Source organism: Mucilaginibacter limnophilus (assembly GCF_004005815.1).
GTDB classification, from domain to species: domain Bacteria; phylum Bacteroidota; class Bacteroidia; order Sphingobacteriales; family Sphingobacteriaceae; genus Mucilaginibacter; species Mucilaginibacter limnophilus.
Genome location: NZ_SACK01000001.1, coordinates 76,309 through 102,150 on the forward strand (window position 1 = coordinate 76,309; position 25,842 = coordinate 102,150).

The 25,842-nt window shown below is 43.6% G+C and carries 15 protein-coding genes; 13 read left to right on the top strand and 2 right to left on the bottom strand.

Annotation, left to right across the window (positions count from 1 at the left end):
• Positions 1–18 precede the first annotated feature (18 nt).
• Positions 19–846 (bottom strand): response regulator transcription factor, encoded by an 828-nt coding sequence (locus EOD41_RS00340; RefSeq protein ID WP_127702801.1) that lies wholly within the window; start codon positions 844–846, stop codon positions 19–21.
• A complete protein-coding gene (locus EOD41_RS00345) occupies positions 831–3,959 on the bottom strand; it encodes a ligand-binding sensor domain-containing protein (protein ID WP_164849842.1) in 3,129 nt (1,042 codons plus the stop codon). Before EOD41_RS00345 ends, EOD41_RS00340 begins: the two co-directional genes overlap by 16 nt.
• 266 nt (positions 3,960–4,225) lie before the next feature.
• On the opposite strand from EOD41_RS00345, the gene EOD41_RS00350 reads away from it, so the two are divergent.
• From EOD41_RS00350 to EOD41_RS00410, 13 genes are all read left to right on the top strand, one after another.
• Positions 4,226–7,288 carry a SusC/RagA family TonB-linked outer membrane protein gene (locus tag EOD41_RS00350; RefSeq protein WP_127702803.1) on the top strand — a complete coding sequence of 1,021 codons (3,063 nt, stop codon included), beginning with the start codon at positions 4,226–4,228 and terminating at the stop codon, positions 7,286–7,288.
• A 13-nt stretch (positions 7,289–7,301) separates the two neighbouring features.
• Positions 7,302–8,831, top strand: coding sequence for a RagB/SusD family nutrient uptake outer membrane protein (locus EOD41_RS00355; protein ID WP_127702804.1), 1,530 nt, complete (start codon positions 7,302–7,304; stop codon positions 8,829–8,831).
• Between the two features lie 76 nt (positions 8,832–8,907).
• The gene (locus EOD41_RS00360; RefSeq protein WP_127702805.1) at positions 8,908–9,990 is read left to right on the top strand and encodes a family 43 glycosylhydrolase; all 1,083 of its coding nucleotides are present in this window, start codon (positions 8,908–8,910) and stop codon (positions 9,988–9,990) included.
• 23 nt (positions 9,991–10,013) lie between these two features.
• Positions 10,014–11,174: a glycoside hydrolase 5 family protein gene (locus tag EOD41_RS00365; RefSeq protein WP_127702806.1), complete on the top strand. Its 1,161-nt coding sequence runs from the start codon at positions 10,014–10,016 to the stop codon at positions 11,172–11,174.
• 28 nt (positions 11,175–11,202) lie between these two features.
• Entirely contained in the window at positions 11,203–12,330 is a 1,128-nt protein-coding gene (locus EOD41_RS00370) for a sialidase family protein (protein WP_164849843.1), read from the top strand.
• Positions 12,331–12,339: 9 nt separating this feature from the next.
• Positions 12,340–13,305: a glycoside hydrolase family 43 protein gene (locus tag EOD41_RS00375; protein ID WP_127702808.1), complete on the top strand. Its 966-nt coding sequence runs from the start codon at positions 12,340–12,342 to the stop codon at positions 13,303–13,305.
• Positions 13,306–13,312: 7 nt separating this feature from the next.
• The gene (locus tag EOD41_RS00380) at positions 13,313–14,248 is read left to right on the top strand and encodes a glycoside hydrolase family 43 protein (protein WP_127702809.1); all 936 of its coding nucleotides are present in this window, start codon (positions 13,313–13,315) and stop codon (positions 14,246–14,248) included.
• A 25-nt stretch (positions 14,249–14,273) separates the two neighbouring features.
• A complete protein-coding gene (locus EOD41_RS00385) occupies positions 14,274–15,386 on the top strand; it encodes a glycoside hydrolase family 43 protein (RefSeq protein ID WP_127702810.1) in 1,113 nt (370 codons plus the stop codon).
• A gap of 217 nt (positions 15,387–15,603) precedes the next feature.
• Entirely contained in the window at positions 15,604–16,905 is a 1,302-nt protein-coding gene (locus tag EOD41_RS00390) for a glycoside hydrolase family 71/99-like protein (protein ID WP_127702811.1), read from the top strand.
• A 208-nt stretch (positions 16,906–17,113) separates the two neighbouring features.
• Positions 17,114–20,029 (top strand): triple tyrosine motif-containing protein, encoded by a 2,916-nt coding sequence (locus EOD41_RS00395; RefSeq protein WP_127702812.1) that lies wholly within the window; start codon positions 17,114–17,116, stop codon positions 20,027–20,029.
• A 277-nt stretch (positions 20,030–20,306) separates the two neighbouring features.
• Positions 20,307–23,405: a SusC/RagA family TonB-linked outer membrane protein gene (locus tag EOD41_RS00400; RefSeq protein WP_127702813.1), complete on the top strand. Its 3,099-nt coding sequence runs from the start codon at positions 20,307–20,309 to the stop codon at positions 23,403–23,405.
• An 11-nt stretch (positions 23,406–23,416) separates the two neighbouring features.
• A complete protein-coding gene (locus tag EOD41_RS00405; protein ID WP_127702814.1) occupies positions 23,417–24,958 on the top strand; it encodes a RagB/SusD family nutrient uptake outer membrane protein in 1,542 nt (513 codons plus the stop codon).
• A 12-nt stretch (positions 24,959–24,970) separates the two neighbouring features.
• Complete coding sequence (locus EOD41_RS00410) at positions 24,971–25,834, top strand: PKD domain-containing protein (RefSeq protein ID WP_127702815.1); 864 nt, start codon at positions 24,971–24,973, stop codon at positions 25,832–25,834.
• The last annotated feature ends 8 nt before the right edge of the window (positions 25,835–25,842 follow it).

Sequence of the window (25,842 nt, forward strand, 5' to 3'; positions counted from 1 at the left end):
TTTATAGCTTTGATAAAATCAGCCCTCGTTGCGCTGCGGACGATGCATTATATAATCAGACGGTGACATGCCGAACTGCTTCAAAAAGTTTCTTCCGAAATGCGTTTGTGAGCTGTAGCCAACAAGGTCGGATATTTCATATATCTTCAATTCCTCTTCGTTAAGCAGCTCGGCGGCTTTTTTCAACCTTGCCAGATTGATCAGCTCGTTTGGCGTCATATCTGATATCGATTTGATCTTTCGGTACAGCGTAGGGCGACTCATGTTCATCATATCAGCCAGATGCTCAACACTAAGTTCCTTGTTATTCAGATTTACTAATATCAAATCATTCAGTTTCTCCAGGAAAAGTTCATCATGACGTGAATGGGCAATAGTTTTAATATGCACTAGCGGTGAGTTTGCAAAATACTGTTTTATCTTGTCACGGTTCTTTAACAGGCTAGCTACCTGCGCCTGTAAATATTCGGGAGAAAAAGGTTTTTCTATATAAGCATCAGCGCCCTGTTCAAGGCCCTCAATTTTTGATTGCAGCGAATTTTTAGCGGTTAACAGTATCACAGGGACGTGGGCAAGTTCAAAACTTGATTTGATAACCTGGCAAAGTTCAAAACCATCCATGCCATCCATCATTACATCGCTTATCACAAGCTGTACTATTTGTTCGTGTAAAATATCAAGCGCTATGCTGGCGCTAGTCGCGGTTAGTACGATGTATTTATCACTCAGGTCGTCCGACAGGAAATCAAGTATCTCCTCGTTGTCGTCAATCAGCAAAATTACAGGTTTATCCGTTTCGCTGTCGTGTGGTTTATGCACATGTACAGCAGTTAAAGTTTTTTCCATTTGCCGTTAAGGTTAAATTCGAATAATTGGTGTATAGGGAGGGTTATAACAAAGATATTAAATCCGTTTCGAGGTTCGCAAATTTCCAGCCTGCCGTTATGTAATTCGGTAAGCGCCCGGGAAATTGAGAGGCCAATACCCGTTCCGGTTTTCTTCTCGTGATCTTTTACACGGAAAAATGGCTCAAAAATCAGTTCATGAAGTTCTGATGGCAGGGGCTTGCCGTTGTTGCGCACTTCAATTTTGAAGCTTTTATCATGCCGCTTTACGGGCATCAGTTCAATAGACACTTCCGAGCGGCCATACTTTATAGCGTTATCCAGCAGGTTACTCACCACCTTGGTAAGCGCTTCCGGATCGATATAGGCAAAGAAAGGCCTTTCAGGCATCAGCAGTTTGTAGTTAATGCTACGTCGCTCAGCCGCGGGCTGAAAGTTTATCCATATTTCGCGAAGCAGTTCGGTTATATCAGCCTTAACAAAGTTTAGCGAAAACCCTTTTGATTCTGTCCGCCTGAAATCAAGCAATTGGTTGGTAAGGGTTAGCAGCCTGTCGGTATTTTTTTCCATAATCCGCAGGTTCTTTTCAATATCAGGTACTTCAGCGGCACGTTTAACCACCTTTTCCATTGGCGCCTTAATTAAGGTAAGCGGAGTGCGAATCTCATGCGCTACATTGGTAAAAAATTCAATTTTAGCCTGATAAATCTCCTTTTCTTTTTCGTTCTCAAATATTTCGCGCTGATGATCGTGTTCGGCCTGTAGTTTTTGCTTATACCTGCGGATGATGTAAAATATACATCCGGCGGCTGCCAAAGTGTACAGGAGATAAGCTATTTCACTCTTCCAGAACGGCGGCCTTATTTGTATGGTAAGCGTTGTTACACCGGTGTTCCAAACGCCGCTGCTGTTGGCGGCCTTTACTTTAAATGTGTATTTCCCGGGAGGTAATTCAGTAAAGTAAGCTTTCCGGTTAGCTTTAATGTATGTCCACTGCTCGTCGAGCCCTTCCATTTTATATGCATATTCAATGGTATTGGGAGAGGTGTAGCTAAGGGCCGAAAAATCAATGCTAAAAGAAGAACTGCGGTAATCAAGTGTTATATGTTTGGTAGAGATGATCGACTCTTTTAAGGGCGAGTTATTTTTGTCGACCCTCAACTCATTATTATGCACCTGAAAACCCGTTATATAAACCGGTGGTATAAAAGTATTACGCACAAACTTTGAAGGATTAAAGTTTACCAGCCCCTTAACACTGCCAAAATACATGTTGCCGTTCGTGTCTTTATAAGCCGAGTTGTAGTTAAACTGATCATTAAGTAAACCGTTTGATTTGGTATAGGTTACTACTTTTTCGGTTGTCATGTTAAAGCATATCAGGCCTTTTGACGAGCTTATCCATAGCTGTTTGTTGTCGTCCTCAAGTACGCTGTACAGCAGGTCGCCGGGCAGGCCTTCTTTTACAGTAAATTGCTTTAGCTTCTTGTTTACAGGGTCATATTTAAAAAGCCCCGATTCACTGGTTATCCATATATAATGGTCGCTGCCTTCAAGTATGCCTGTAACACGGTTCATGCTGAGGTCGGTTTTTACCGAAGGGTCATGATTGATATAGCCTTTAACGCCTGTTTGCAAATTAAAGTAATATACCCCGTCGCGAAAGGTGCCCGCCCAAATGGTGCCGTTACTGTCTTCAATCAGCATGGTATGAAAAGCATAGCCAGGTGTTTGTTCCATTAAAGTAAAATCATCCGACTTTTCGTTATACATATATAAACCAACCGCGGTGCCCAAAAGAATTTTGCCTTTGCTTGTTTTAAGCGTGCAGTATATAAAATTGCTTTTAAACTGATTAGGGGCCGGGCCGGCATTATAATGACGCACCACCTTTTCGGTACGCAGGTCCATTACATCAAGGCCATGTTCAAAAGTGCCAATCCAAAGGTAATTGCCCGATACCAGTAAGCCATGTATGTTGGTATTAGTAATGCTGCCGCGTCCTTCACAGGGCAGGTAATTGGTGAACTGTCCGCTGCGCAGGTCGAGTTTGTTCAGACCCGCATCTTCAGTGCCTATCCATAGGTTCCCACGTCCATCGCGGCAAATTTCACGCACCGCGTTACCACTGATAGAGTTTTCGCCTACTTTCGGATAGAATTTCTCAAAAAAAGTGTATTGAGTGGGATAGTAATTAACCCCGCCAAAGTATGTACCAGCCCAAATGCCACCCTCGCGGTCTTTACAAAGGGTATAAATGGCGTTGTCTGAAATAGAGTAGGGGTTATTATACTGTTTTTGCAGATTAGTAAACTGCCTGGTTTTTTCGTTATAGATATATATGCCCGATTCGGTGGCTATCCATAACTCATCGGCTGATCGCCTTATAAAATCGCGTGCGAAAATGTCCGTGCCATCCTCTTTATGGGTGATCAGGTCAATATATGTGTTCTTATTTGTATTGAAAATCTTTACACCCTGGTTTGATGTGCCAACCAGTATGCGCCCTGCTCTGTCACTATGCACTTTTTCTATCCAGTTGCTTGTAGCAGGTATTTTGGGGTTAAAAACATTGTAAGGGGTGAAGCTATCGCTACCCGGATTATACCTGTTTAAAAAGCCCTGAGGCGTGCCTGTCCACAGGTTACCATCACTCAGGCAAAGCGTGGTGGCTTCAAATCGCCCGGCGTATGATTTAATTGAGCCATCGGGCAAACATTTGAAAAGTGTAAGCCCGGCTATAAACCACAGGTTTTTTTGCCCGTCTTTTACAATAGCGCGTATCGAATTGGTTGAACTGTTTTTCAGGAATGAAAATTTCTCAGTATCATAGTTATACTTGTATAAGCCCCTTTCAGTGCCTACCCAAAGTATTCCGTCAGGATCGTCATATAGCGAAAAGATGAAGTTATTGCCCAGGCTGCTTTTGTCATCCAGGTCATTTCTGAATACTTTGAAAGTATAGCCGTCAAAACGGTTAAGGCCATCTTTGGTGCCGAACCACATAAACCCCTTTTTATCAATTATACTGCATATTACCGCGTTGTTTGATAAGCCGCTTTCAACCTGGTAGTGTGTAAAGTAATAAGGTTGCGCCTTAAGGTGCGTACTCAAAAGGCAGCAAATAATTAAGGTTATCAAATAGCTGTACTTCACAAGGGGGAGGCTTTGTTGGTTATTTCAAATATAAGTTAAAAAACATCCTTTAATGTTCACTATCGGCGTATTGTGTCAACATTATAGAAAGTTGAGACAATTTGAAGAAATATTGAAACAAAACCGAGACAGCCTCAATGCGGGTATGCTTCATATTTGAAACGCAATAAACCCTGCCTCTTTCAAAGGCCAATTATTATACACTAACCAGTAATTAATCATTTATGAAAAAAAATTTACGTCATGCGGGTGGCGGCAGCCGCTCCAAACAGTCCCCATGCCCATGGGGAGTGTTTTCAAGAGTAAATGTTCGCTTTTTGATTTACTCATTAGCTTTTTTACTCATCTCGCTTCAGGCCTCGGCGCAAAACATCAGCATTAGCGGTATTGTTACCGGCGACGACGGCCTTAGCGTGCCGGGTGTGAACGTAACCGTAAAAGGTACAACAACCGGTATCACTACCGACGCGAACGGTAAGTATGTGCTAAGTGCTCCCGGCGATGCCACGCTGGTGTTCTCGTTTATTGGCTACACCAACCAGGAGGTACAGGTAAACAACCGTACAACCATCAACATTAAAATGTCAAGCAATACCACTACGCTTAACGAGGTGGTTGTTGTAGGTTACGGCACCCAGCAGAAAAAAGACCTTACCGGCGCGGTATCAGTTGTAAAAACAAAAGATATCCAAAAACGACAAGCTACTACCATTGCCGAGGCTATGCAGGGCCTTGCATCGGGTATTAAAGTACGTGGTGGCGGTCAGCCGGGTTCTGAGGCGCAGATACAGGTACGCGGTTTAAAAAACTTTTCAAACACTAATCCACTTTACGTGATCGACGGTATGATCACCACCGCTAATCGCGACTTTAACCCTAATGACGTTGAATCGATACAGATACTGAAAGACGCTTCGGCGGCAGCTATCTACGGTTCGCGTGCGGCAAATGGTGTGGTTATTATTACCACTAAAAAAGGCAGGCAAGGGCCAATGAAAGTTGAGTTTTCCGGTAAATCAAGCTTTCAAACAATACCGAGATATGACCTTGCCGAAACCGACGAGTTTGCAAGGCTCAACTTTATGGCCTATGATAATGCGAATGTACAACACCAGGATCTTGATTTAAATAATAATACCGACTGGCAGGACGTAACCTACCGTACTGGTAACATTCAGGATTATAACATGAACTTTTCAGGCGGAAGTGAAAGTGGTAACTATTTTGTATCAGCCGGGTACTTTGGCAATAAGGGTACTGTAATAAGCACCGATTTTGACCGCCTTAGCCTGCGTGTGAATACTCAGGGTAGAAAAGGAATTTTTACTATAGGTGAAAACCTCGCTATTTCTCGTGCCAAAACAAATGAAATGTCGGGTAACCCTATTATTGATGTAATCAGGCTGCTACCTACAATTCCTGTTTATGATCCGGCCAACCCGGGTGGTTACGGCTATGGTAACGAAGCCAAAGCCCGTACGTTTGCTACAAACCCGGTAGCTATTGCTGATTTGGAAGACCGCATAAATGAAAATACCCGCATACGCGGAAACCTGTTTGCCGAACTGCAATTTCTGCCATGGTTAAAATACAGGCTGAATTTAGGTTTGGATAATAGTAATGATCATTATAAGTATTTTCGTAAAGAAGGTAACTGGACACTTAACCAGGCTTATGACCCCGCCATTGCGAATGAAAACCGTGCCGAATCAATTAACGGGCTGGTTGAAAATACATTAACATTCAATAAAACATTTGGCAAACATGTAATTAATGCTGTAGCGGGCCAATCATATCAGCGCATTAATTATGCGCAAATATGGGGTACTAAGCGCAACATATTATTTAATCCAAGCATAGGGCAGTATTATGATGTGCTTGATCAGGGTAATGAACCGCAAACCGGCGGCTTCAGGTGGCGTGAAGATTTGATATCCTATTTTGGCAGGGTTGAGTACAGTTTTAATGACAAATATCTGTTTAATGCGGTTTTCCGTTCAGACGGCTCTTCAAAATTTGGCCCTAATTATAAATTTGGACATTTCCCATCCTTTTCTGGAGCATGGCGTATCAGTAAAGAAGACTTTTTTAAGGTTGACTGGATTAATGATTTGAAACTACGGGCCAGCTATGGTACTTTAGGTAGTAATAATATTAATCAATATGAGTATCTGGCATTTATCAATACTTTTTCAACAGCTGCGTTTGGTACCGGCCAAACTACTCAAACAGGTGCAACACAAGTACAACTTGCTAATCCTGACCTTCGCTGGGAAACACTTCAGCAGCAAAACTATGGCTTTGATGCCACAATACTTGATAACAAGTTAACCATCAGCGCCGAATATTTTATATCAAAAACCAAAGATGTACTTATTGCATATCCGCTGTTGCTGTCAACCGGTAACGATGGCGGTAACCCAAGGGTAAATGGTGTATCCTTAAACAACAGGGGTTTTGAAATAAGCGCTAATTACCGAAACGATAGTAATCCGCTTAAATATGGTGTTGGATTTAACTTAACTACATTAAACAATAAAGTAACAGACTTGGGTTATAACAAAAACAAAACCTATGTAGGCAATACTGTTACTGAAGAAGGCCAGCCAATTGGTATGTGGTATGTACTGCAAACTGATGGCTTATTCCAGTCTCAGTCTGATGTTGATAACTATAAAAACGCAGAAGGTAAAACAATACAGCCAAACGCTAAACCCGGCGATATCAGGTTTAAGGATAATAACGGCGACGGACAAATAACTAACGACGATAAAGTTGTGGTAGGCAGCCCATGGGCCGATTATGAAATAGGCTTGAACTTTAATGCATCATACAAAGGTTTCGAGTTTTCAATGGACTGGTTTGGGTCATTTGGCGCAAAAGTGTTCAACGGCCCGCGTAGTGTTATCGAAAGATTTGATGATAACTCAAACTACCCTGCAGGCATACAGCCATGGACACCTGAAAACCCAAATACCACAACTCCAAGGGCTTATTATGGTTCAACCCTTAACTCAAGGGGCGATACCGACCGCTGGCTGGAAAACGGAAGCTTTGCCCGCATGAAATATATCGGCCTTACTTACAACCTGCCTACAGAATGGACCAAGAAGATTGGTTTCGAAAGAGCGCAGATCACCATTTCAGGTCAAAACCTTATAACCATTACCAAATACACCGGCCTCGACCCAGAGTTTAGCAACGGGAGCATATTTGAAAAAGGTTATGATTTTGGAGCGTTCCCTAACCTGAAAACATACTCGGTAGGTTTAAATTTTGGATTCTAACAGAAAGACAGTCATGAAAAAGAATATAATACGATTAACTTTTCTGGTGATTTTGACGGTTGCATCATCTTGTAAAAAGTCGTTGCTTGATCAGTCAAATCCCAACACATTCACAACAAATGATTTTTGGATCACAGAAAATGATGCTCAGAAAGGCGTTAACGCCATTTATCACATGTTTTATCAAAACGGTGGCTTTAACCGCTGGATATACTTCCGTCTCGATTTGACGTCAGACGAAGGCTTCAGCAAAAGCCCGTGGATAGAACTGGGTGACTGGACACGTTTTCAATATGTTAACTACAATTTTTGGGAAGGCAATGTGAACAGCTTCCGTGATGTGTATAAAGCCATATTCCGCTGCAACCAAGTGCTGGAAAATGTACCGAAAATTACCTTTGCGGATGAAGCAAAAAAGAACGAATTATTGGCGCAAGCTAAATTTCTAAGGGCATTTTATTACTACTATGCTGCAATTCTATGGGAAAATGTACCACTGGTGACAACGGTACAAACGCCTACCGACCTGCCGCCGCAAGGCACTGTCGACCAGGTTTGGGCAATAGTTGACGGTGACTTAAACGATGCAATAAACGGTTTGCCCGAGCAATATCCGGACGCTGAAAAAGGTAGGGCCACCAAAGGAGCAGCATATGCTTTATTGGCTAAGGCTTTAATGCAACAACATAAATGGGCTGAGACAAAAACCGCTTTAGATTGGCTGGTAACTGGTGCTGGCCGCCAGTATTATGATCTGGTAAACTTTGTTGACAATTTCAGGGCCGATAACGAGAATAATAAAGAGTCGGTATTTGAAATACAGTTTTCTGATGCCAACAAAACAGCTGAAGGTGATGGGCCAAGCTCAAACATGGGCAGCAACCGTCCGCAATTTTTCGCGCCGCGCAGTATTGGATGGTCTGACGGGCAGGCACGTTACTGGCTGGTTGATGAGTTTAAGAAAGAAAAAACCGTTAGCGGCGGTATTGACCCTCGCCTGCGTTACTCACTGTTCTATCCTGCTTTGGAAGCTGATTTTGGCGACAAAATTTATGGACGCAGCTGGGAGTGGGGCGCTGATGAAGCCTGGTTTAAAAAATACTCGCGCGATTACTATCGTACAAACGAGGATTACTTTAGCCAGGTGAATAACCGCGTAATACGTTATGCCGATGTATTGTTAATGTATGCCGAATGTTTGAACGAGCTTGGCCAAACAGCCGATGCTTACCAGTATGTTAATCGTGTGCGCGAGCGCTCAAATATGGCGCCACTTGCTACTGCTTATCCTGCAATCGGCAATAATAAGGATGCTTTTAGAAACAGATTGAAAGAAGAACGCGTGCTTGAGCTTTGCGGTGAAAGCGTTAGATGGGCTGATTTAAAACGCTGGGGCGACCTGGATACACAGGCTGGCGTGAATGCCGTAGCGCAGCGCGATCCTGACTTTAACAACTTTGTGGTTGGTAAAAGCATCCGTTTGCCGCTGCCGCAAACAGAGGTGTTGAACAACCCGAATTTACACCAAAACCCTAATTATTAATATAAAGTGCCGGGCAACCCAACAGGTTTTGCCCCGGCACTGTTTTAAATACCGATACGTGAGCTATAAGATATCTATGAAATACATCCTGTTAGTTTGGTCGTTAACTACTCTTGTTGCTTCATGCTCAAAAGAGAATAAAAAGCAGGAAAATAAACCACCTGAACCACCTCAGGTTGTCGCCGAAGGAAAATATAAAAATCCGGTTTTTGAACCCATATTGGCTGATCCGTCGGTAATTAGGCAAACATCAACCGGTACGTTTTACGCTTACGGAACTGAAGACGACTGGGGCGATGGCAAAGGCAGCCACTTAGTAGCCATTGTTAAATCATCTAACTTAAAAGATTGGACATATGTGAAAGACGCCTTTACCAGCAAACCGAACTGGAAATCAAACGGCGGTATCTGGGCTCCCGACGTAAACTATATCAACGGGAAGTATTACATGTATTATTCGTATTCCATCTGGGCCGATCCAAATCCGGGCATAGGGCTGGCAATAGCCGATTCACCCCAAGGCCCGTTTATTGATAAGGGTAAATTATTCCTGTCGTCAGAAATGGGCGTACCTAATGCTATCGACCCGCTTTATAGGGAAGATGGTGGAAAAAACTACTTGTTATTTGGTAGCTACAGCAACGCGCCTGACAATGGTATTTGGGGTGTTGAACTGTCAGAGGATGGTATGTCGGTTCCTGATAAAACAACGAAATTCCGCATTACATCAGGCGATTTTGAAGGCGCCATGATTCACAAAAAAGGCGATTACTATTATTTCTTCGGCTCAAAAAATAACTGCTGCGATGGCGCGGCAAGTATTTACCAGGTACGTGTGGGCCGGTCACAAAATCTTAAAGGGCCGTATTTGGATAAAGACGGTCAGGCGCTTACAAATTGGGGCAGCGGATCATTACTTATTGAGCGTAACGAACGTTTTGCAGGGCCGGGTCACAATGCGCGTATTATTACCGACGAGGCAGGTAACGACTGGTTTTTGTACCATGCTATTGACAGGGGCAAGCCAACGGTATCAAGCGGAGCTAACCGCCGTGCGCTGATGCTTGACAGGCTGACATGGGAAAACGGCTGGCCGGTAATAAAAAATGGCACACCATCAATAACCGAACAAGATGCGCCGGTTTTTAATAATGATTAAATTATACTACTAACACTCATATTATGAAGGTACATTTTTATGTAGCAATAGCCTGCGCTATATTATTCGGCGCATGCAAACAATCAAAAACCGGCAACACTGAAACAGCAACCGCCGATAGGGCGGCAACCGTATGGACCAAAGAACAGGCTAAAGATTGGTATGATGAACAACCATGGCTGGTAGGCGCAAACTTTTTACCAAGCACGGCCATTAATCAATTGGAGATGTGGCAGGCCGATACTTTTGACACGGTTACCATAAACCGGGAGCTGGGCTGGGCGCAATCATTGGGCATGAACACTATGCGCGTTTTTTTGCATGATCTGGCTTTCGAACAAGATTCAACAGGTTTTTTAAAACGTGTAGATACATTTTTGAATATCGCTAAAAGCCATGACATAAAACCGCTGTTTGTAATATTTGATTCATGCTGGGATCCGTTCCCGAAGGCAGGCAAACAACGCGCGCCAAAACCACATGTACACAACTCTGGCTGGGTGCAAAGCCCCGGGCAAAACGTGCTTAAAGATTCAACCCAATACCCGCGCCTTGAGCATTATGTAAAAGCAGTTGTTGGCCATTTTGCTGATGATGATCGCATACTTGGCTGGGATGTATGGAACGAGCCTGATAACATGACCGGCCCATCGTACGAGAAAGTTGAAACACCAAACAAGGTTGATTTGGTGTTGCCATTACTAAAGAAAACCTTCGACTGGGTACGGTCAGTTCATCCATCGCAACCGGCAACTTCAGGTATCTGGTCGGGTAACTGGTCATCTGATTCGACATTAAAACCAATCGAAAAACTGCAGATTGAAGAGTCGGATATTATCAGCTTCCACAATTATGATACACCGCAGGAATTTGAAAAGCGCGTTAAATTCTTAGAGCGTTATGGCAAACCACTGTTGTGTACCGAATACATGGCCCGTCCGAACGGCAGCACTTTCCAGGGATTTTTACCAATTGCAGAAAAACATCATGTAGGTATGATTAACTGGGGTTTTGTTAATGGCAAATCGCAAACTATTTACCCGTGGGATAGCTGGACAAAAACTTATACCGCTGAGCCGCCGCTATGGTTTCATGACATCTTTAATACTGATGGTACACCATACAAAAAAGAAGAAACCAATTTTATAAAAGCTGCTGTTGCAAAAGTTAACGGCAAAAAATAATCATCAGCCAAACCGAATGATTCTGCCTATGAAAAAACTGTTCATTCTTTTGGTTATTGGGTATAGCGCTTCGGCCTATGCCCAATTTAAGCCTGTTGATTCTATTAAATGGGATAAACAGATATTGGTCAACAATATACCGCCGTTTACTGATGCCGGCAAAGTTCCCGAAGCCGGTGGTACATCCGGGCGCTTTCATGGCCGGTATGGCTCGCAGTATGCAAGGTTGTTGCAGATCAAAAACGGCAGCTGGCTGGCAGGCTATACCGTATCCAGAAACAATGGTTACAAAAACGATCCAAAAGGCGGGCTTGAGCTTGAAATAGCTGTAAGTACAGATAACTGCCGTACATGGAAAGCCATCAGTACCATTACTGATCACGGGCGCGACCTCGACAACGCACAACTTATAGAACTGGCTGACGGTTCGATTTTGCTGGCATGCCGCTCGGTACGCTGGCAGGAATCGTACGTGCTACCGGTTTATAAAAGCACTGATAAGGGAAAAAGCTGGAAACGTATAAGCGTGATCGATGAAACGCATGGCAAGCCCGGTGAGTTGGGTAAGCCTGATAAGGGCATATATGAGCCGCACATGTATTTTCTGAACGATGGGCGCCTTTCAGTAATGTATGCTAATGAGAAGCATGTGGTTGAAACACCATCATACAGCCAGATCATCTCACAGAAAATATCACCCGACCTGGGTAATACATGGGGCAAAGAGATATGGGTAGTATACGAAACCGGTCATAACGCTTCAAGGCCGGGCATGCCCGTTTGGACAAAGATGAACAACGGCAAATACATTGTGGTGTATGAGATTTGCGGCCCAGAATCATGTAATATTTACTATAAAACAAGCGACGATGGCTACAACTGGCCTGTAGGCTTAGGTACCAACATACCTGACCAACTCGGCGGACCGTACATTCTCTCGTTAAAAAGCGGTGCTTTAGTGGTAACCTCAAACAAAAGCCAGGTATCAATAAGTAATGATTATGGTGTAACATGGAAAACTGTTGACCCTGCCTGGCCAAAAACACTGTGGCCTGCTATTTATGAGATAACTGTAAATGAAGTAGGTGTAGTGAATTCGGCGCAACGGCCTGAGGGTGGAAATAATATACAGATCAGATTGGGTAAGGCAGAGTAAACAATTTTTATGAAAAAAATTCTTTTAACATTCTTTTTAGGGTTGATACTGGTATCCGGTTATGCGCAGAAAAAATCTACCGCAAACGATACCATCCGCCTTGCCGACCCGACTATATTTTACGAAAAGGGGACTTATTACCTGTACGGTACCGGTAGCCCTCGCGGATTTTTGGTCTATACCTCAACAGACATGCGGCATTGGAGCGGCCCTGCAGGTAGGCGTGAAGGCCATGCTTTGCTGAAAGGCGATGCTTATGGCAACCATGGCTTTTGGGCACCACAGATATATAAACAAAATGGCAAATACTATATGGCTTATACTGCCGATGAGCACATTGCTATTGCCGAAAGCGATAGCCCGTTAGGTCCGTTCACTCAAAAAGAACAAAAAGCCATTTCCGGTCCCGGTAAACAGATAGACCCCTTCATTTTCAAAGACAAAGACGGCAAGCTGTACCTGTACCATGTGCGTTTGCAAAACGGTAACCGCATTTTTGTATCGCGGCTAAAAAATGATCTGAGCGACATTGACGAAAGCACAACGATTGAATGTATCAGCGCCGTTGAGCCATGGGAAAACACCGCCAATGCGCCATGGCCGGTTTCCGAGGGACCGACAGTGGTCAATCACAACGGGTTGTATTATCTGTTCTATTCGGCAAATGATTTCCGAAACATCGACTATGCTGTTGGGTATGCCACCGCTACATCTCCGTTAGGGCCATGGATGAAGTATACAGCCAACCCTATTATCAGCAGAAAGAATACAGGCTATAACGGCACTGGCCACGGCGACTTGTTTACCGGCAAGGATGGCAAATTGTATTATGTGTTGCATACCCACAATTCAAACACCAACACGGGCAGGCGTAAAACAGCGGTTATAGGGGTTTCATTTTCAAAAGATACACCTTCCGTGTTTACAGCCGATCCAAAGACTTTTCGCTTCCTGCTATCATCACCGTTAAAATAAAGGTTTTATGAAATTTGGGTTAGTATTAACGGCTTTTATTGCTTTCGCTTTCAGCGGATATGCACAGGTTAATAATCCGGTTATTGATGCCGACTTTCCTGACCCGACGGTAATCAGGGCAAACGGCTATTACTATGCCTATGCTACCCAAGGCGAATCCAACATTCAAGGCGCGCGCTCAAAAGGCCTGCAGCACTGGGAAATGTTGCCGGATGTGCTCCCCAAAAGACCTGTTTGGGCCAATGAGCATTATTGGGCTCCGCATGTGCTGTATGATGCCGGTTTGAAAAAATATGTGATGTTCTATTCGGGCGAATCAACCGACGATAAAACAGGCAAGTGCCTGGGCGTTGCTTTTGCTGATAAACCCGAAGGACCGTTTGTTGACAAGGGTACGCCGCTGATATGTGGCAACGGATTTGTAAATATCGACCCGATGGGCATCATCGACCCGAAAACTAAAAAGAAACTGCTGTACTGGGGCTCAGGGTTTGAACCGCTTAAAGTTCAGGAAATGTCGGCTGATTGGCGCACATTTAAACCGGGCACACAGCCAAAGACGGTAGTTCAGCCTAAAGCTGAGAAGGTCTACACCAACCTGATTGAAGGCTCATGGGTAGATATTCAAGACGGAAAATATTACCTGTATTACTCGGGCGATAACTGCTGTGGAGACAGCGCCAACTATGCGGTACTGGTAGCAAGGGCGGATAACCCATTTGGTCCGTTTACAACATTGGCAAAGGCAAGCGGTAAACAAAGCAGCGCCATTTTAGAGAAGGATGAAACATGGCTTGCACCGGGGCACAACTCAATCTTTACTGACAATAGCGGCCAAAAGTGGATAGCCTATCATGCTATCGACAGGAAAGACCCAAAAAAAGGGCGCGTGATGCTGCTGAAAAAGATCAATTATATAAATGGCTGGCCGGTTGTCAAATAAAAGCTAAAACATTAATATTGCGCTGATGGTAAAGACGAAGATAAAACTGCTTTTATTGGTTATGCTGCTTCCGCTGTTAAGCGTTGCACAGGGTAAAGTGTACAAAAATCCGCTTGATGTAAGTTTTGGCGATCCGTTTGTACTTTACGATAATAATAGCAAGCTGTATTATATGTATGGCACCGGCGGCGTGAAAGACGGTTTTGCTACTTATTCATCATCCAATTTGATTAACTGGAAAAACGAAGGGCAGGTGTTTTGGGGTAATACAGCTGATAGCTGGGGTATAGATGCCTTTTGGGCACCCGAGGTATATCATCGTAATGGTAAATACTACATGTTTTACAGCGCGCAGTGGCGCGTAAACCCAACTAATGAGGCCGAAAATTTCAAGATAGGCGTCGCGGTATCTGACTCGCCGAAAGGTCCGTTTAAAGATATCAGCGACAAACCGCTGTTTGATCCGGGCTACCCAATAATTGACGCGAATGTGTTTTTTGATACTGATGGCAAAGCATACCTGTATTATTCACGCTGCTGCTACAAGCATGCTGTAAAAAGCGAGGTAGCCGACTGGGCCGCGAATAAAGGCATGTTTAAGGAAGTTGAAGAAAGTTGGGTATATGGTATTCAAATAAAGCCTGACTTTAGTGGAGTGATAGGCGAACCGGTAATGGTATTACGTCCGCCTGTTAAAATGAGTGATAAACAGGCCGAATGGGAAAGCCGTTCGGTAACAAGCGGCGAGGTTAACCGCCGCTGGACTGAAGGATCAACCACCTTTAAACACAAGGGTACTTACTACATTATGTACTCGGCTAATTTTTACGCCGGTCCAAATTATGCGGTAGGATATGCTACCGCTAAAAGTCCGCTTGGCCCGTTTACAAAAGCAACAAACAACCCGGTACTGCAAAAGAATACACCAGCCGGTGAAGTAACCGGAACCGGGCATAACAGCATTATCACCACACCAAATGGCCAGATGTACTGCGTTTATCATGGTAGAACAAAAGCTTCGGGGCAAGACAGGGTGGTATTCATCGACAAAATGAACATCGGGAAAGATGGTAAATTAAAAGTTGACGGTCCTACCACAACTGAAAGGCCATACCCTATAGCAGCTAAAAAGCAATAGCTTTTTGTAAAAGATATGTGGCAAAGCCGATTTGTCTCATGTTTATCACCGTATTAATATCCAATTAATGCATTGTTAAGCATCCAAACGAGATTAGCACTCGTTGCAGGATGCTTTTTTATGCGATACGCTCTGGGGTGATCGCCTATGCTTTCTGCGATCATATCCGGCACAATTGCCGCATACAGGTAAAGAACCCAATATCTAAATACTTAATATGAAAGCAACTTTGCCCTGTTTAGGGCTTATCGTAATCAGTCAGCTGTTCACAGGCGCGGTAAATCCGCAACACAAAAAACAAGCTGACCCACCAGTTAACACCTACACACCTACCACCAATACGCTTAATAAAAAAGTGATGTTTGGCTATCAGGGCTGGCATGCCACGCCAAATGATGGTTCAAACAACGGTGTATGGCGCCATTGGTTTGGCAAGAACTCCCCCGATTCGGCAACTGCTGGTTTTGATGTATGGCCGGACATGCGCGAGTATCCAAAATCGGCATTGGAAGCTACTAACATGAGCTATCCGGATGGCAGTAAGGCTGCATTGTATTCAGCCTATAAATATGAAGCGGTAGATGTGCATTTTAAATGGCTGCAGCAACATCAGTTAGACGGCGTTTTTGAGCAGCGTTTTATCAGCGACATTAAGCAGCCGGGTGCCAGGCGTCATTTTAATCAGGTAGTACGCAATGTTAAGGCAGCCAGCGAGAAGTACAAGCGCGTGTATTGTATAATGTATGATATTACTGGTGCAGGCGCCAACTGGAAGGATGTGCTGGTAGCCGATTGGAAAAATCTTGTCGATTCGCTAAACGTCACAAAAGGAAGCAGCTACCTGCATCATAAAGGCAAGCCATTGCTTTCAATTTGGGGTTTAGGCTTTAATCATATCCCGTTTGCAACGGCTTCGCAGGTTGATTCTCTGCTCGACTGGTTCCATACCTCGGCGCCCGAAAAATACAGAGCAACGATTATGGGCGGCGTAAACGACGACTGGCGTACGCATACCGCCGAGTGGATGAAAGTATATAACAAACTGGATGTGCTTAGCCCATGGTCAGTTGGCCGCTATGGCAGCACTGAAGCCGCAGACCGTTTTAGTCAGAACAACGTAGTACCCGATAACGAATACTGCAAGCAGCATAAAATCGACTATTTCCCGGTGATTTTCCCTGGCTTTTCGTGGCATAACATGCATAGAGGGCGTTCGCGCTTTAATCAAATACCGCGTGATGGTGGGAAGTTTTACTGGCGGCAGTCGTACAACGTGCTTAAAGCCGGTGTAAATATGGTTTACATCGCCATGTTTGATGAGGTTGACGAAGGAACCGCTATGTATAAGCTGGCACCCACAGAAGCATATAAGCCGAAAGATGGCAAATTTATTACCGCAGATTTGGACGGCCAAAAGCTACCTTCCGACTGGTACCTGCAGTTAGCCGGGGCCACAAGCAATGTGCTTCGTGGTAACATTAAAAACACGCCTGTGATACCCATATTACCAGGAAAATAATATTATCAAATATGAGTAATTAAGCGCCTTATGGCGCTTTTTTGGTTTATAACTAATGCCTGTTGGATAAACAAATGAAATAATACTTAACAAGGGATTGTATTTGTTATTAATATCTGTAAAATTTGTACTTCCAACAATTGTTAGTTTCACCGGAGTTTTAATTATAAACCATTATAGCGTTTAATGGCGCTGTCAGCATATATTAATGAAGTATATTTTACTATTCTTCCTGTCTTTCTTTTTGTTTAATGGTCTGTTTGCACAAACGCAAATTGGTTCGCCGCAAATATTTAATTACACGGCCGAAAAGTACAAGGGCGGCGTACAGAACTGGGACATTGCGCAGGATAAGAATGGCTTGCTTTATTTTGGTAACAAAGAGGGCCTGCTAACCTTTAATGGTAAGTTTTGGAACAGGTACTCATTGCCCAACTATACCGTAATCCGCTCGGTAAAAGTTGACCAGCAGAACAGGATTTTTGTAGGCGGACAGGACGAACTTGGTTATTTTTTTCCTGACAAGCAGGGAGTGCTTAAGTATCATTCACTACTCGGCCTGCTGCCTGCCAACGAGCGTAAAATGGCCGACATATGGAATATTGCTATAAATGATGGTGGCGTATTCTTCCGGTCGTGGACGAGCATTATACACTATAAAGACGGTGCTGTACAGGTATATAAACCCGAAACTTCATGGGATTTTTTAGGCTGTGTGGATGGTAAGATACTGGCGCAGTCGCATAACAAAGGCTTATTGCTTTTTGATAAAGGCATATGGCGGCCGCTGGTAAATGATCCGGTTTTGAAAGATACTTATGTTTCTTTTGTACTGCCGTATAGTCGTGATACCATATTAGTAGGGACATTGAAGAAAGGTCTGTTTCTGCTTGCCGGTAGTAAACTGATCAGGAAATCAACTGACATTGATGGTGAGCTTTTCAGGACACGTACATTTTGCGGATTAAACGTTGAGAATAATGAAATAGCGCTGGGAACCACATCGCAAGGATTATTGATTATAAATAAGGCAGGCCAGTTAATGCAGCGCTACGCTTTGAGTGAAGGCCTTCAAACCGAAGACATACACGGTATTTACAGTGATAAAAATGGTTCGTTATGGCTTGCTGAAGATAATGGCATTGACATGGTAGCGTTAAATAGCGCCATAAAATATATTTACCCGGGTAAAAATAAGCAGATCACCTACTCGATACGGGTGTTCGACAAAAAGCTGTATATGGCTACATCAAACGGTGTATTCTATACTCAGCTTGAAAGCAATCAACCTGACCTTAGCCTGAGTAAGGGATGGTTCGCCCCGTTAAAAAACATTAGCGGTTCAGCATGGAACCTTGATGTATTGAACAATCACCTGGTAGTAGGGCATGAGGACGGCTTGTTTACTATAACCGGTAACGAGGCGAAACAACTATACCCCACACCCGGAACCTGGCTTTTTCAGCCGGTATCAAACATATTTCCATCGGCTTATTTTATAGCGGGTACATATACCGGTTTACAGTTGTTGAATGATAATAATGGCGTTTTAACAAACCCTGGTCGGGTACAGGGTACTAATGAATCGCTGCGGTTTTTGGTTTACGATAGCGCGAATAATGCCATTTGGGCGTCGCATCCTTACCATGGAGTTTATAAGATACAGTTATCAGTCGACCTAAAAAGGGTTATAAGCGAAAAGCTTTTTACAAAGGCCGACGGTCTGCCATCAACCCTGTATAACTACGTTTATCATATTCAGAACAGGGTAGTAGTAGCTACTGAAAAGGGTATTTACGAGTACAACGCCCGTACAAATAAGTTTGAGTTTTCGGCATTCTTTAAGCCGTACTTTAATAACCTGCCGGTTATTTACTTAAAAGATGATTACGATGGCAATGTTTGGTTTGTAACCAATCGTAAAGAAGTTGGCGTAGTCGAAATGAATGAAAGCAAGAAAGGGCAGGTAACCTTCTTCCCGGAAATAAAGGAAAAAATAGTAGGCGGTTTTGAATCAATATACCCTTACGATGCCAGTAATGTGTTTATTGGCGCTACACGTGGTATGTTGCATATCAATTACCGTAAGTTTAAAGAACGTCGTAATAAGCTTAAAGTAGTATTGGGCCAGGTTAGAATTGCAGGGCAGCGCGACAGTATTCTATTCGGTGGGTATTTTGTAAACAATAACGTGGTTGAGCGCAAACAAGCGCAGGCTAATATTCCGCACCTTAAATACAACCAGAACTTTTTACACTTTGAGTTTGCGTCAACCCTATACAACGAACAAAATACCATTGAATACAGCTGTTATTTGGAAGGTGTTGATAAAGATTGGTCAGTTTGGACGGATAAAAGCGAAAAGGATTATACTGCTTTGCCTGCAGGGAAGTATATCTTTAAGGTTAAAGCACGTAATAATTCAGGCGATGAGTCAAAGATTGTAAGCTATCAATTTACAGTGCGGCCGGTTTGGTATAAAAGCATTTGGGCTTACCTTGTTTACATAGCCTTACTGGTTTACCTTGTTTTTAGGTTGTTTAAATGGCAGCAGAAAAAACACATTAAAGAGCAGGAAAAGCTGCATTACCTAAACCAGCTTGAGCTTGATAAGAATGAGAAGGAGATCATCCGCTTGCAAAATGAAAAACTGGAATCGGATATCGACTTTAAAAACCGAGAGCTGGCCAACATGATTATGCACCTGGTACAGCGTGGCAAAATTATTGAAAAGATAAAAGAAGAATTGTCTGTTATATCAAAAGATAACCGGGCAGTAGCTAATTCAACGCACTTTAAACGTTTATTACGCTTAATAGCTGATGTTGAAAAAGGCGAAAAAGATTGGGAACAGTTCACACAGCATTTCAATACAGTACATACTAATTTCTTTAAAAACCTTCAGCACGAGTTTCCGGATATAACCTCGAATGAGCTTAAGTTATGTGCCTTTATTAAGATGAATCTTTCCACAAAAGAGATTGCACAACTGATGAACATCACCATCAAAGGGGTGGAAATTGCACGTTACAGGTTGCGTAAAAAACTGTCTATACAATCAGATACTAACCTTTATACCTTCCTGCTCAGAATCGAATCCGAGTCAGCAGCTATTAAAATCTGACAACAAATCAGACTTAATCTGCTCCAGATGTGCCCCCGATTTGAATTTTATAATGTTGGGCAACCTGCTTAGATTAAATAGTTGATTATCAATTTTATATGAATTTCGTGTAGTGGTTTTGTAGAGGGCTTTGTATGGCTTTTTATGTAATGGTAGTAACTATGTAGGGGGCTTATTTTCTCTAAAAATATTTTTCCGCACTTACTTCGTCCAGCAATTGTGGGAGACGACTCCCTGATAAACCAATTTTACCAATTTACCATTTAACGTTTAATTTATGAAAAGAAGATTTACGTTCTTTTTCTTCTTGACTTGTTTGTTTTTTGTGCCAGTACTTTTGCATGCACAGGATATACAGGTTAAGGGGAAAGTAATTTCAAAAGATGATAACCTGCCTTTACCTGGTGTATCGGTAGTTGTCAAGGGTACCACCCGGGGTACAGTTACCGGGCCTAATGGTGACTTCAGCATTGCAGCCCCTGCTGGTGCTACACTTGAGTTTACTCAGATCGGTATGAACCCCGTTTCTGTTGCCGTGGTAAACACAAATCCGCTAACAATTTCGATGGTTTCCAACACTGCTACCCTGAGTGAGGTAGTAGTAGTGGGTTATGGTGTTCAAAAAAAGAAGGTGGTTACCGGCGCAATTTCAAGCGTGAAAGCTTCACAATTGGAATCGCAGCCTATTACACGCGTTGAACAAGCCCTGCAGGGCCGCGTTTCTGGTGTAACTATTGCTGCTAACAACGGCCAGCCTGGTGAAGCAGCTTCTGTACGTATCCGTGGCCTTAGTAGTTTTACTGCTAATGATCCGCTTTGGGTAGTTGACGGTATAGTGGTTGATAACGGTGGTATCAGCTACCTTAATGCATCGGACATTGAATCTATCGATGTGCTGAAAGATGCGGCTTCGCAGGCTATTTATGGTACACGGGCATCAAACGGTGTTATTTTAGTTACCACCAAAAAGGGTAAAGCCGGAAGCTTGCAGCTAAACTATAACGGTTTTTACGGAACTTCGGCACCGGCAAGAAAACTGAACTTGCTAAACGCTACTCAATATGCGGTATTGCGTAACGAGGCGGCCGCAGCTGATGGCAACGCCTTGCCTTATGCCAATCCGATGTCATACGGTGAAGGTACCGACTGGCAGGAGGCTATCTTTAATAACAGCGCAAAACGTCAAAACCACGAGATCAGCCTTGCCGGTGGCGGTGAAAAATCAACATTTTACAGCTCATTCGGCTATTTAGATCAGGAAGGTATCGTAGCTACAGATATATCCAGATACAAAAGGATCAACTTCCGCTTAAATTCAACACATAAAGTATTTAAAAACTTTACTATAGGCCAAAACTTGGGTTATGCCTATAACAAAACCATGGGACTGGGTAATACAAATAGCGAATTTGGCGGTCCGTTAGCATCAGCAATACATCTTGATCCTATAACCCCGCTTGTTGAAACCGACCCTACAAAAGCCGCTGCCTATGATGCGCGTGCAAGGCGTAATGCAGAAGGTTTCCCTTACGGAATCTCATCGGTTGTTGGGCAGGAAATGACCAATCCGTTAGCCTATATATCTACCAGGTTAGGTAACCATAGCTGGGGACATAACTTTGTTGGCAACGTTTATGCTGAACTGGAAATTATCCCGAATTTAAAAGTACGATCAACGTTTGGTGGCAAAATGGCTTTTTGGGGAGCAGAGAGCTTTACACCCGAGTATTATCTGAATAGCTCGAACATTAATACAATGAATCAGTTGTACCGTGAGAGCAACAGGAGGGTTGACTGGAACATATCAAACACCATCAGCTATAACAGAAGCTTCGATAAACATAATGTTACCTTGCTGTTAGGTCAGGAGTTTTATCAGGATGGTAGCTCACATGGTCAGTATGTAAGATACGACGGTATTCCGGCCACTACTTATGAGCAGGCGTCATTTAACTATAGCGTACCTAATACCCAGCGTGCAAGCGGTGCAAGCGACGGGCAATACCATCGTGTAGCATCATTATTTGCACGTTTAAATTATAACTTTCAGGAAAAATATCTTTTGGAAGGTGTTATACGCCGTGACGGTTCAACCCGCTTTGGCGCTAATAACCAGTATGGTATATTCCCTTCATTCGGTGCGGGCTGGGTACCTACCATGGAAGATTTCTGGCCAAAGAATGATGTAGTTGACTTTCTGAAGATACGCGGATCATACGGTATTGTTGGTAATGATAATATCGGTGATTTTACTTATATCTCAACCATCGGTAGCGGACGTAATGCCGCTATTGGTACCGACTCATATGAAATAGGCTATAGCCCTAACGCCCCGGCCAACCCCGACCTGCGCTGGGAAGAAACCCGTTCGGCCAACATTGGTTTTGAGGCTACTATTCTGCACAACATCAGGTTCAATTTCGATTGGTTTAACAAAAAAACTAATGGTATCCTGCAATATCCGCGCATACCGGCTTATGTTGGTGCAATATCAAACCCTGCAGCAAACGTTGCTGATATGGAAAACCAGGGCTTTGAGTTTGAGTTAGGCTGGAATAAAACCATCAATGATGTTAAACTTGATATCAATGGCAACTTCTCTACCCTGAAAAATAAAGTAACCTTTTTACAGGAAGGCATAAGCTTTATTAACGGTGATGTTGGTTTCCAAAATCTTCAGTATGGTGTTACACGTACTATGGTTGGCGAATCATTTAACTCATACTATGGCTTTAAAGAACTTGGCATATTCCAAACTCAGGAAGAAATAGATCAGTACACCGGTGCTAAAGGTAGAATTCAACCAAACGCAAAACCAGGCGACTTTAAATGGAAAGATGTTGACGGAGATGGTGACATAGATGAGAATGACCGTGAGGTACTTGGAACATCGTTGCCTAAATATACTTATGGTATAAATGTAAACGTTGCCTGGAAAAACTTCGACCTGGCAGCATTTGGACAGGGCGCGGGTGGCAACATGATATTCAGCGGTTTGCGTAGGTTTGGTATCACCGCAGCCAATTACCAAACAGAGGCTTTAGGCCGTTGGACAGGTCCGGGTACATCAAATACATATCCAAGATTGTCTGAGTCTGATCCAAATTACAACTTCCGTAACCCATCAGATTTTTACCTGCAGGATGGCGATTACTTCAGGATAAAAACACTGCAAATAGGATATACATTCCCCAAAGCGCTTATTTCAAAAGCAAAATTATCACGCTTAAGAATTTATGTTATGAGCGAGAACCTGGTAACCTTTACCAAATATACCGGTTATGATCCTGAGATCGGGGGCAACGTGTTTAGTATCGACCGTGGTGTTTATCCGCAGGCACGCTCATTTTTTGTAGGTGTTAACGTTGGACTATAATTATTACAATAATGAAAAGATATATAAAATATTTAGTAGCTGTGGCGGTATCAGGTGTGATGCTCAGCTCATGTAAGAAATTTCTGGAAATACAACCAAAGGGTGTTGACCTGGAATCGAATTATTACCAGAATGAAGACCAAATGTACAAAGGCCTTGTGGCTATATATGATGTTGTGGCCTGGCAGGGTGGTATTTTAACCAATAAAGAAGGTGTAGCTATGGCCGCTTCAGACGACCATTATGGTGGCGGTGAAGGTTCGGGTGATATGAACTTTGTAAACATGGATAAGTTTACCCTAACCCCGGCCACCGGTCCGCAGGAAGACTTATGGTCGCGTGGATTTTCAGGTGTTTTCAGGGCGAATATTCTTATAGAAAAGGCACCTGCCGCGCAAATGGATGAAAACGTAAAAGCGCGTATGGTTGCTGAGGCAAAAGCGCTGAGGGCTTATTTCTATTTCGATTTGGTAAGATGGTTTAAAAACATTCCATTGTACACTACCAATATTACTACAAGCGAAATGTATAATGTTACGCAGGCGCCGCCTGCTGATGTTTATGCGCAGATAGAAGCCGACTTAAAAGACGCGATTGCTGAACCAAACCTGCCTAATACAGTACCTGCTGCTACCGAAGGCGGACGCTTCACAAAAGGTACCGTACATGCTTTGTTGGGTAAAGTTTACCTGTGGGAAGAAAAATGGGCTGAAGCCGCTGCTGAGTTTGCAGAAGTAAACGGTTCAACACCCGGCCAGCAAAACCCAACTTACGGTTACAAATTGCTTGATGATTATGGCGACCTGTTTTCAGGTGATGTGGCAAATAAATTTAATTCGGAGTCGATACTTGAAATTTTTCACACAACACTTTCAGCAGGCAGCTGGGGTGGTGGTGGCGTTGCCGCAACTGAAGGTAATATTATGAACATTATGGCCGGCCCACGTGGATATACTACTAAAACAGCTGGTGCGCCTGACTACTATAGCGGATGGAGCTACTGGCCGGTTACAAAAAGCCTGTTTGACGCTATTCACTTTGACCCACGTTACAAATGGACTATTGCAAACCTTGACAGCCTTAAAGCAAATGGTATTGCCGATTATACTCCGGGTGCGCAAAATACCGGCTATTTTATTGCAAAATGGGTAGCACGTTATTCTAACCTGCCAACCGGCGCCGGCGACCGTGACCTGAACTGGGGTCAAAATTATTACGATATCCGTTTGGCTGATACCTACCTTATGGAAGCTGAAGCCATTGTACGTGGTGGTGGCGACATGACCCGTGCGGCAGCACTTATCAACGCGGTAAGGGCCCGTGTAGGCCTTGGTCCGGTAGCAGCAACCATGGACAATATTAAACGTGAGCGCCGCCTTGAACTGGCAGGCGAGGGCCAGCGCTGGTTTGACCTGGTACGTTGGGGTGATGCTGCCCAGGTGTTAGCATCTGAAGGGTTTGTTGCAGGTAAAAACGAAATATTGCCTATTCCGCTACGCGAAATGGATAACACCAAAATAGAGCAGAGTAAAGAATGGGGTGGTACAAAATAATTAAGGCATATCATGAAATTAAATAAAGGTATAGCTGTTGCTGCAGCAGCAATAGCATTAACATCAGCAATATTGTATGGGTGTAAACCCGAAGAAGTAGGCGCGGGTAATGGTCTTGAAGCTAACAACCTTTCCGCTGATTTTACTATAACACCAGTTGCAGGCAAATCAAATACTTATGCCCTTAAAGCTAATGAAACTGGTGTTTTAGGGGTGAAATGGGATTTGGGTGATGGTGCAGGATCTTCACCGGGTAAAGCTATTGACACAGCGTTTTTCCCCGATGCAGGGACCTATAATATCACACTAACGACAATAGGAGTAGGGGGCGCACAAAAAACAACTTCAAAAGAAGTAGTGGTTGAAACTTCAGACCCGGTGCGTGGTAACCTGATAAAAGGCGGCAAAATGCAGCCCGGCGATCAGGCCGAGTGGACAACACTAAATATTAGCGCTACCCCATTAACGCTTACCTACGAAGATAACAAACTAACTTTTAGTGGCGGCAATGGCAGCCATACCGGTATTTACCAGGCTGTGCAAGTTGAAGCTAACAGGCAGTATAAAGTTGATATGGCCGTATCAGGCAGCGGCGCAACTGATGTTTGGTTTGAAGTATATGTAGGTCAGGCAGCGCCTGTACAAGGCGCCGATTACAATGATGGCGGTACGCGCCTTGGGCTTAACACCTGGGCCGGTTGTGGTAAAACGCCTTTCAGCGGTAAACTTTCGGCCATCTCATGCTCGGGCAACGGTGGCGGTGTGGTATCATTCCCTAACAGCGGTACAGCTTATGTGGTGATACGCACAGGCGGGGCTAATTTCGGTACTACCGGTATCTCAATAACAAATGTTGAATTAAGGCCGGTAAATTAATAATTGTT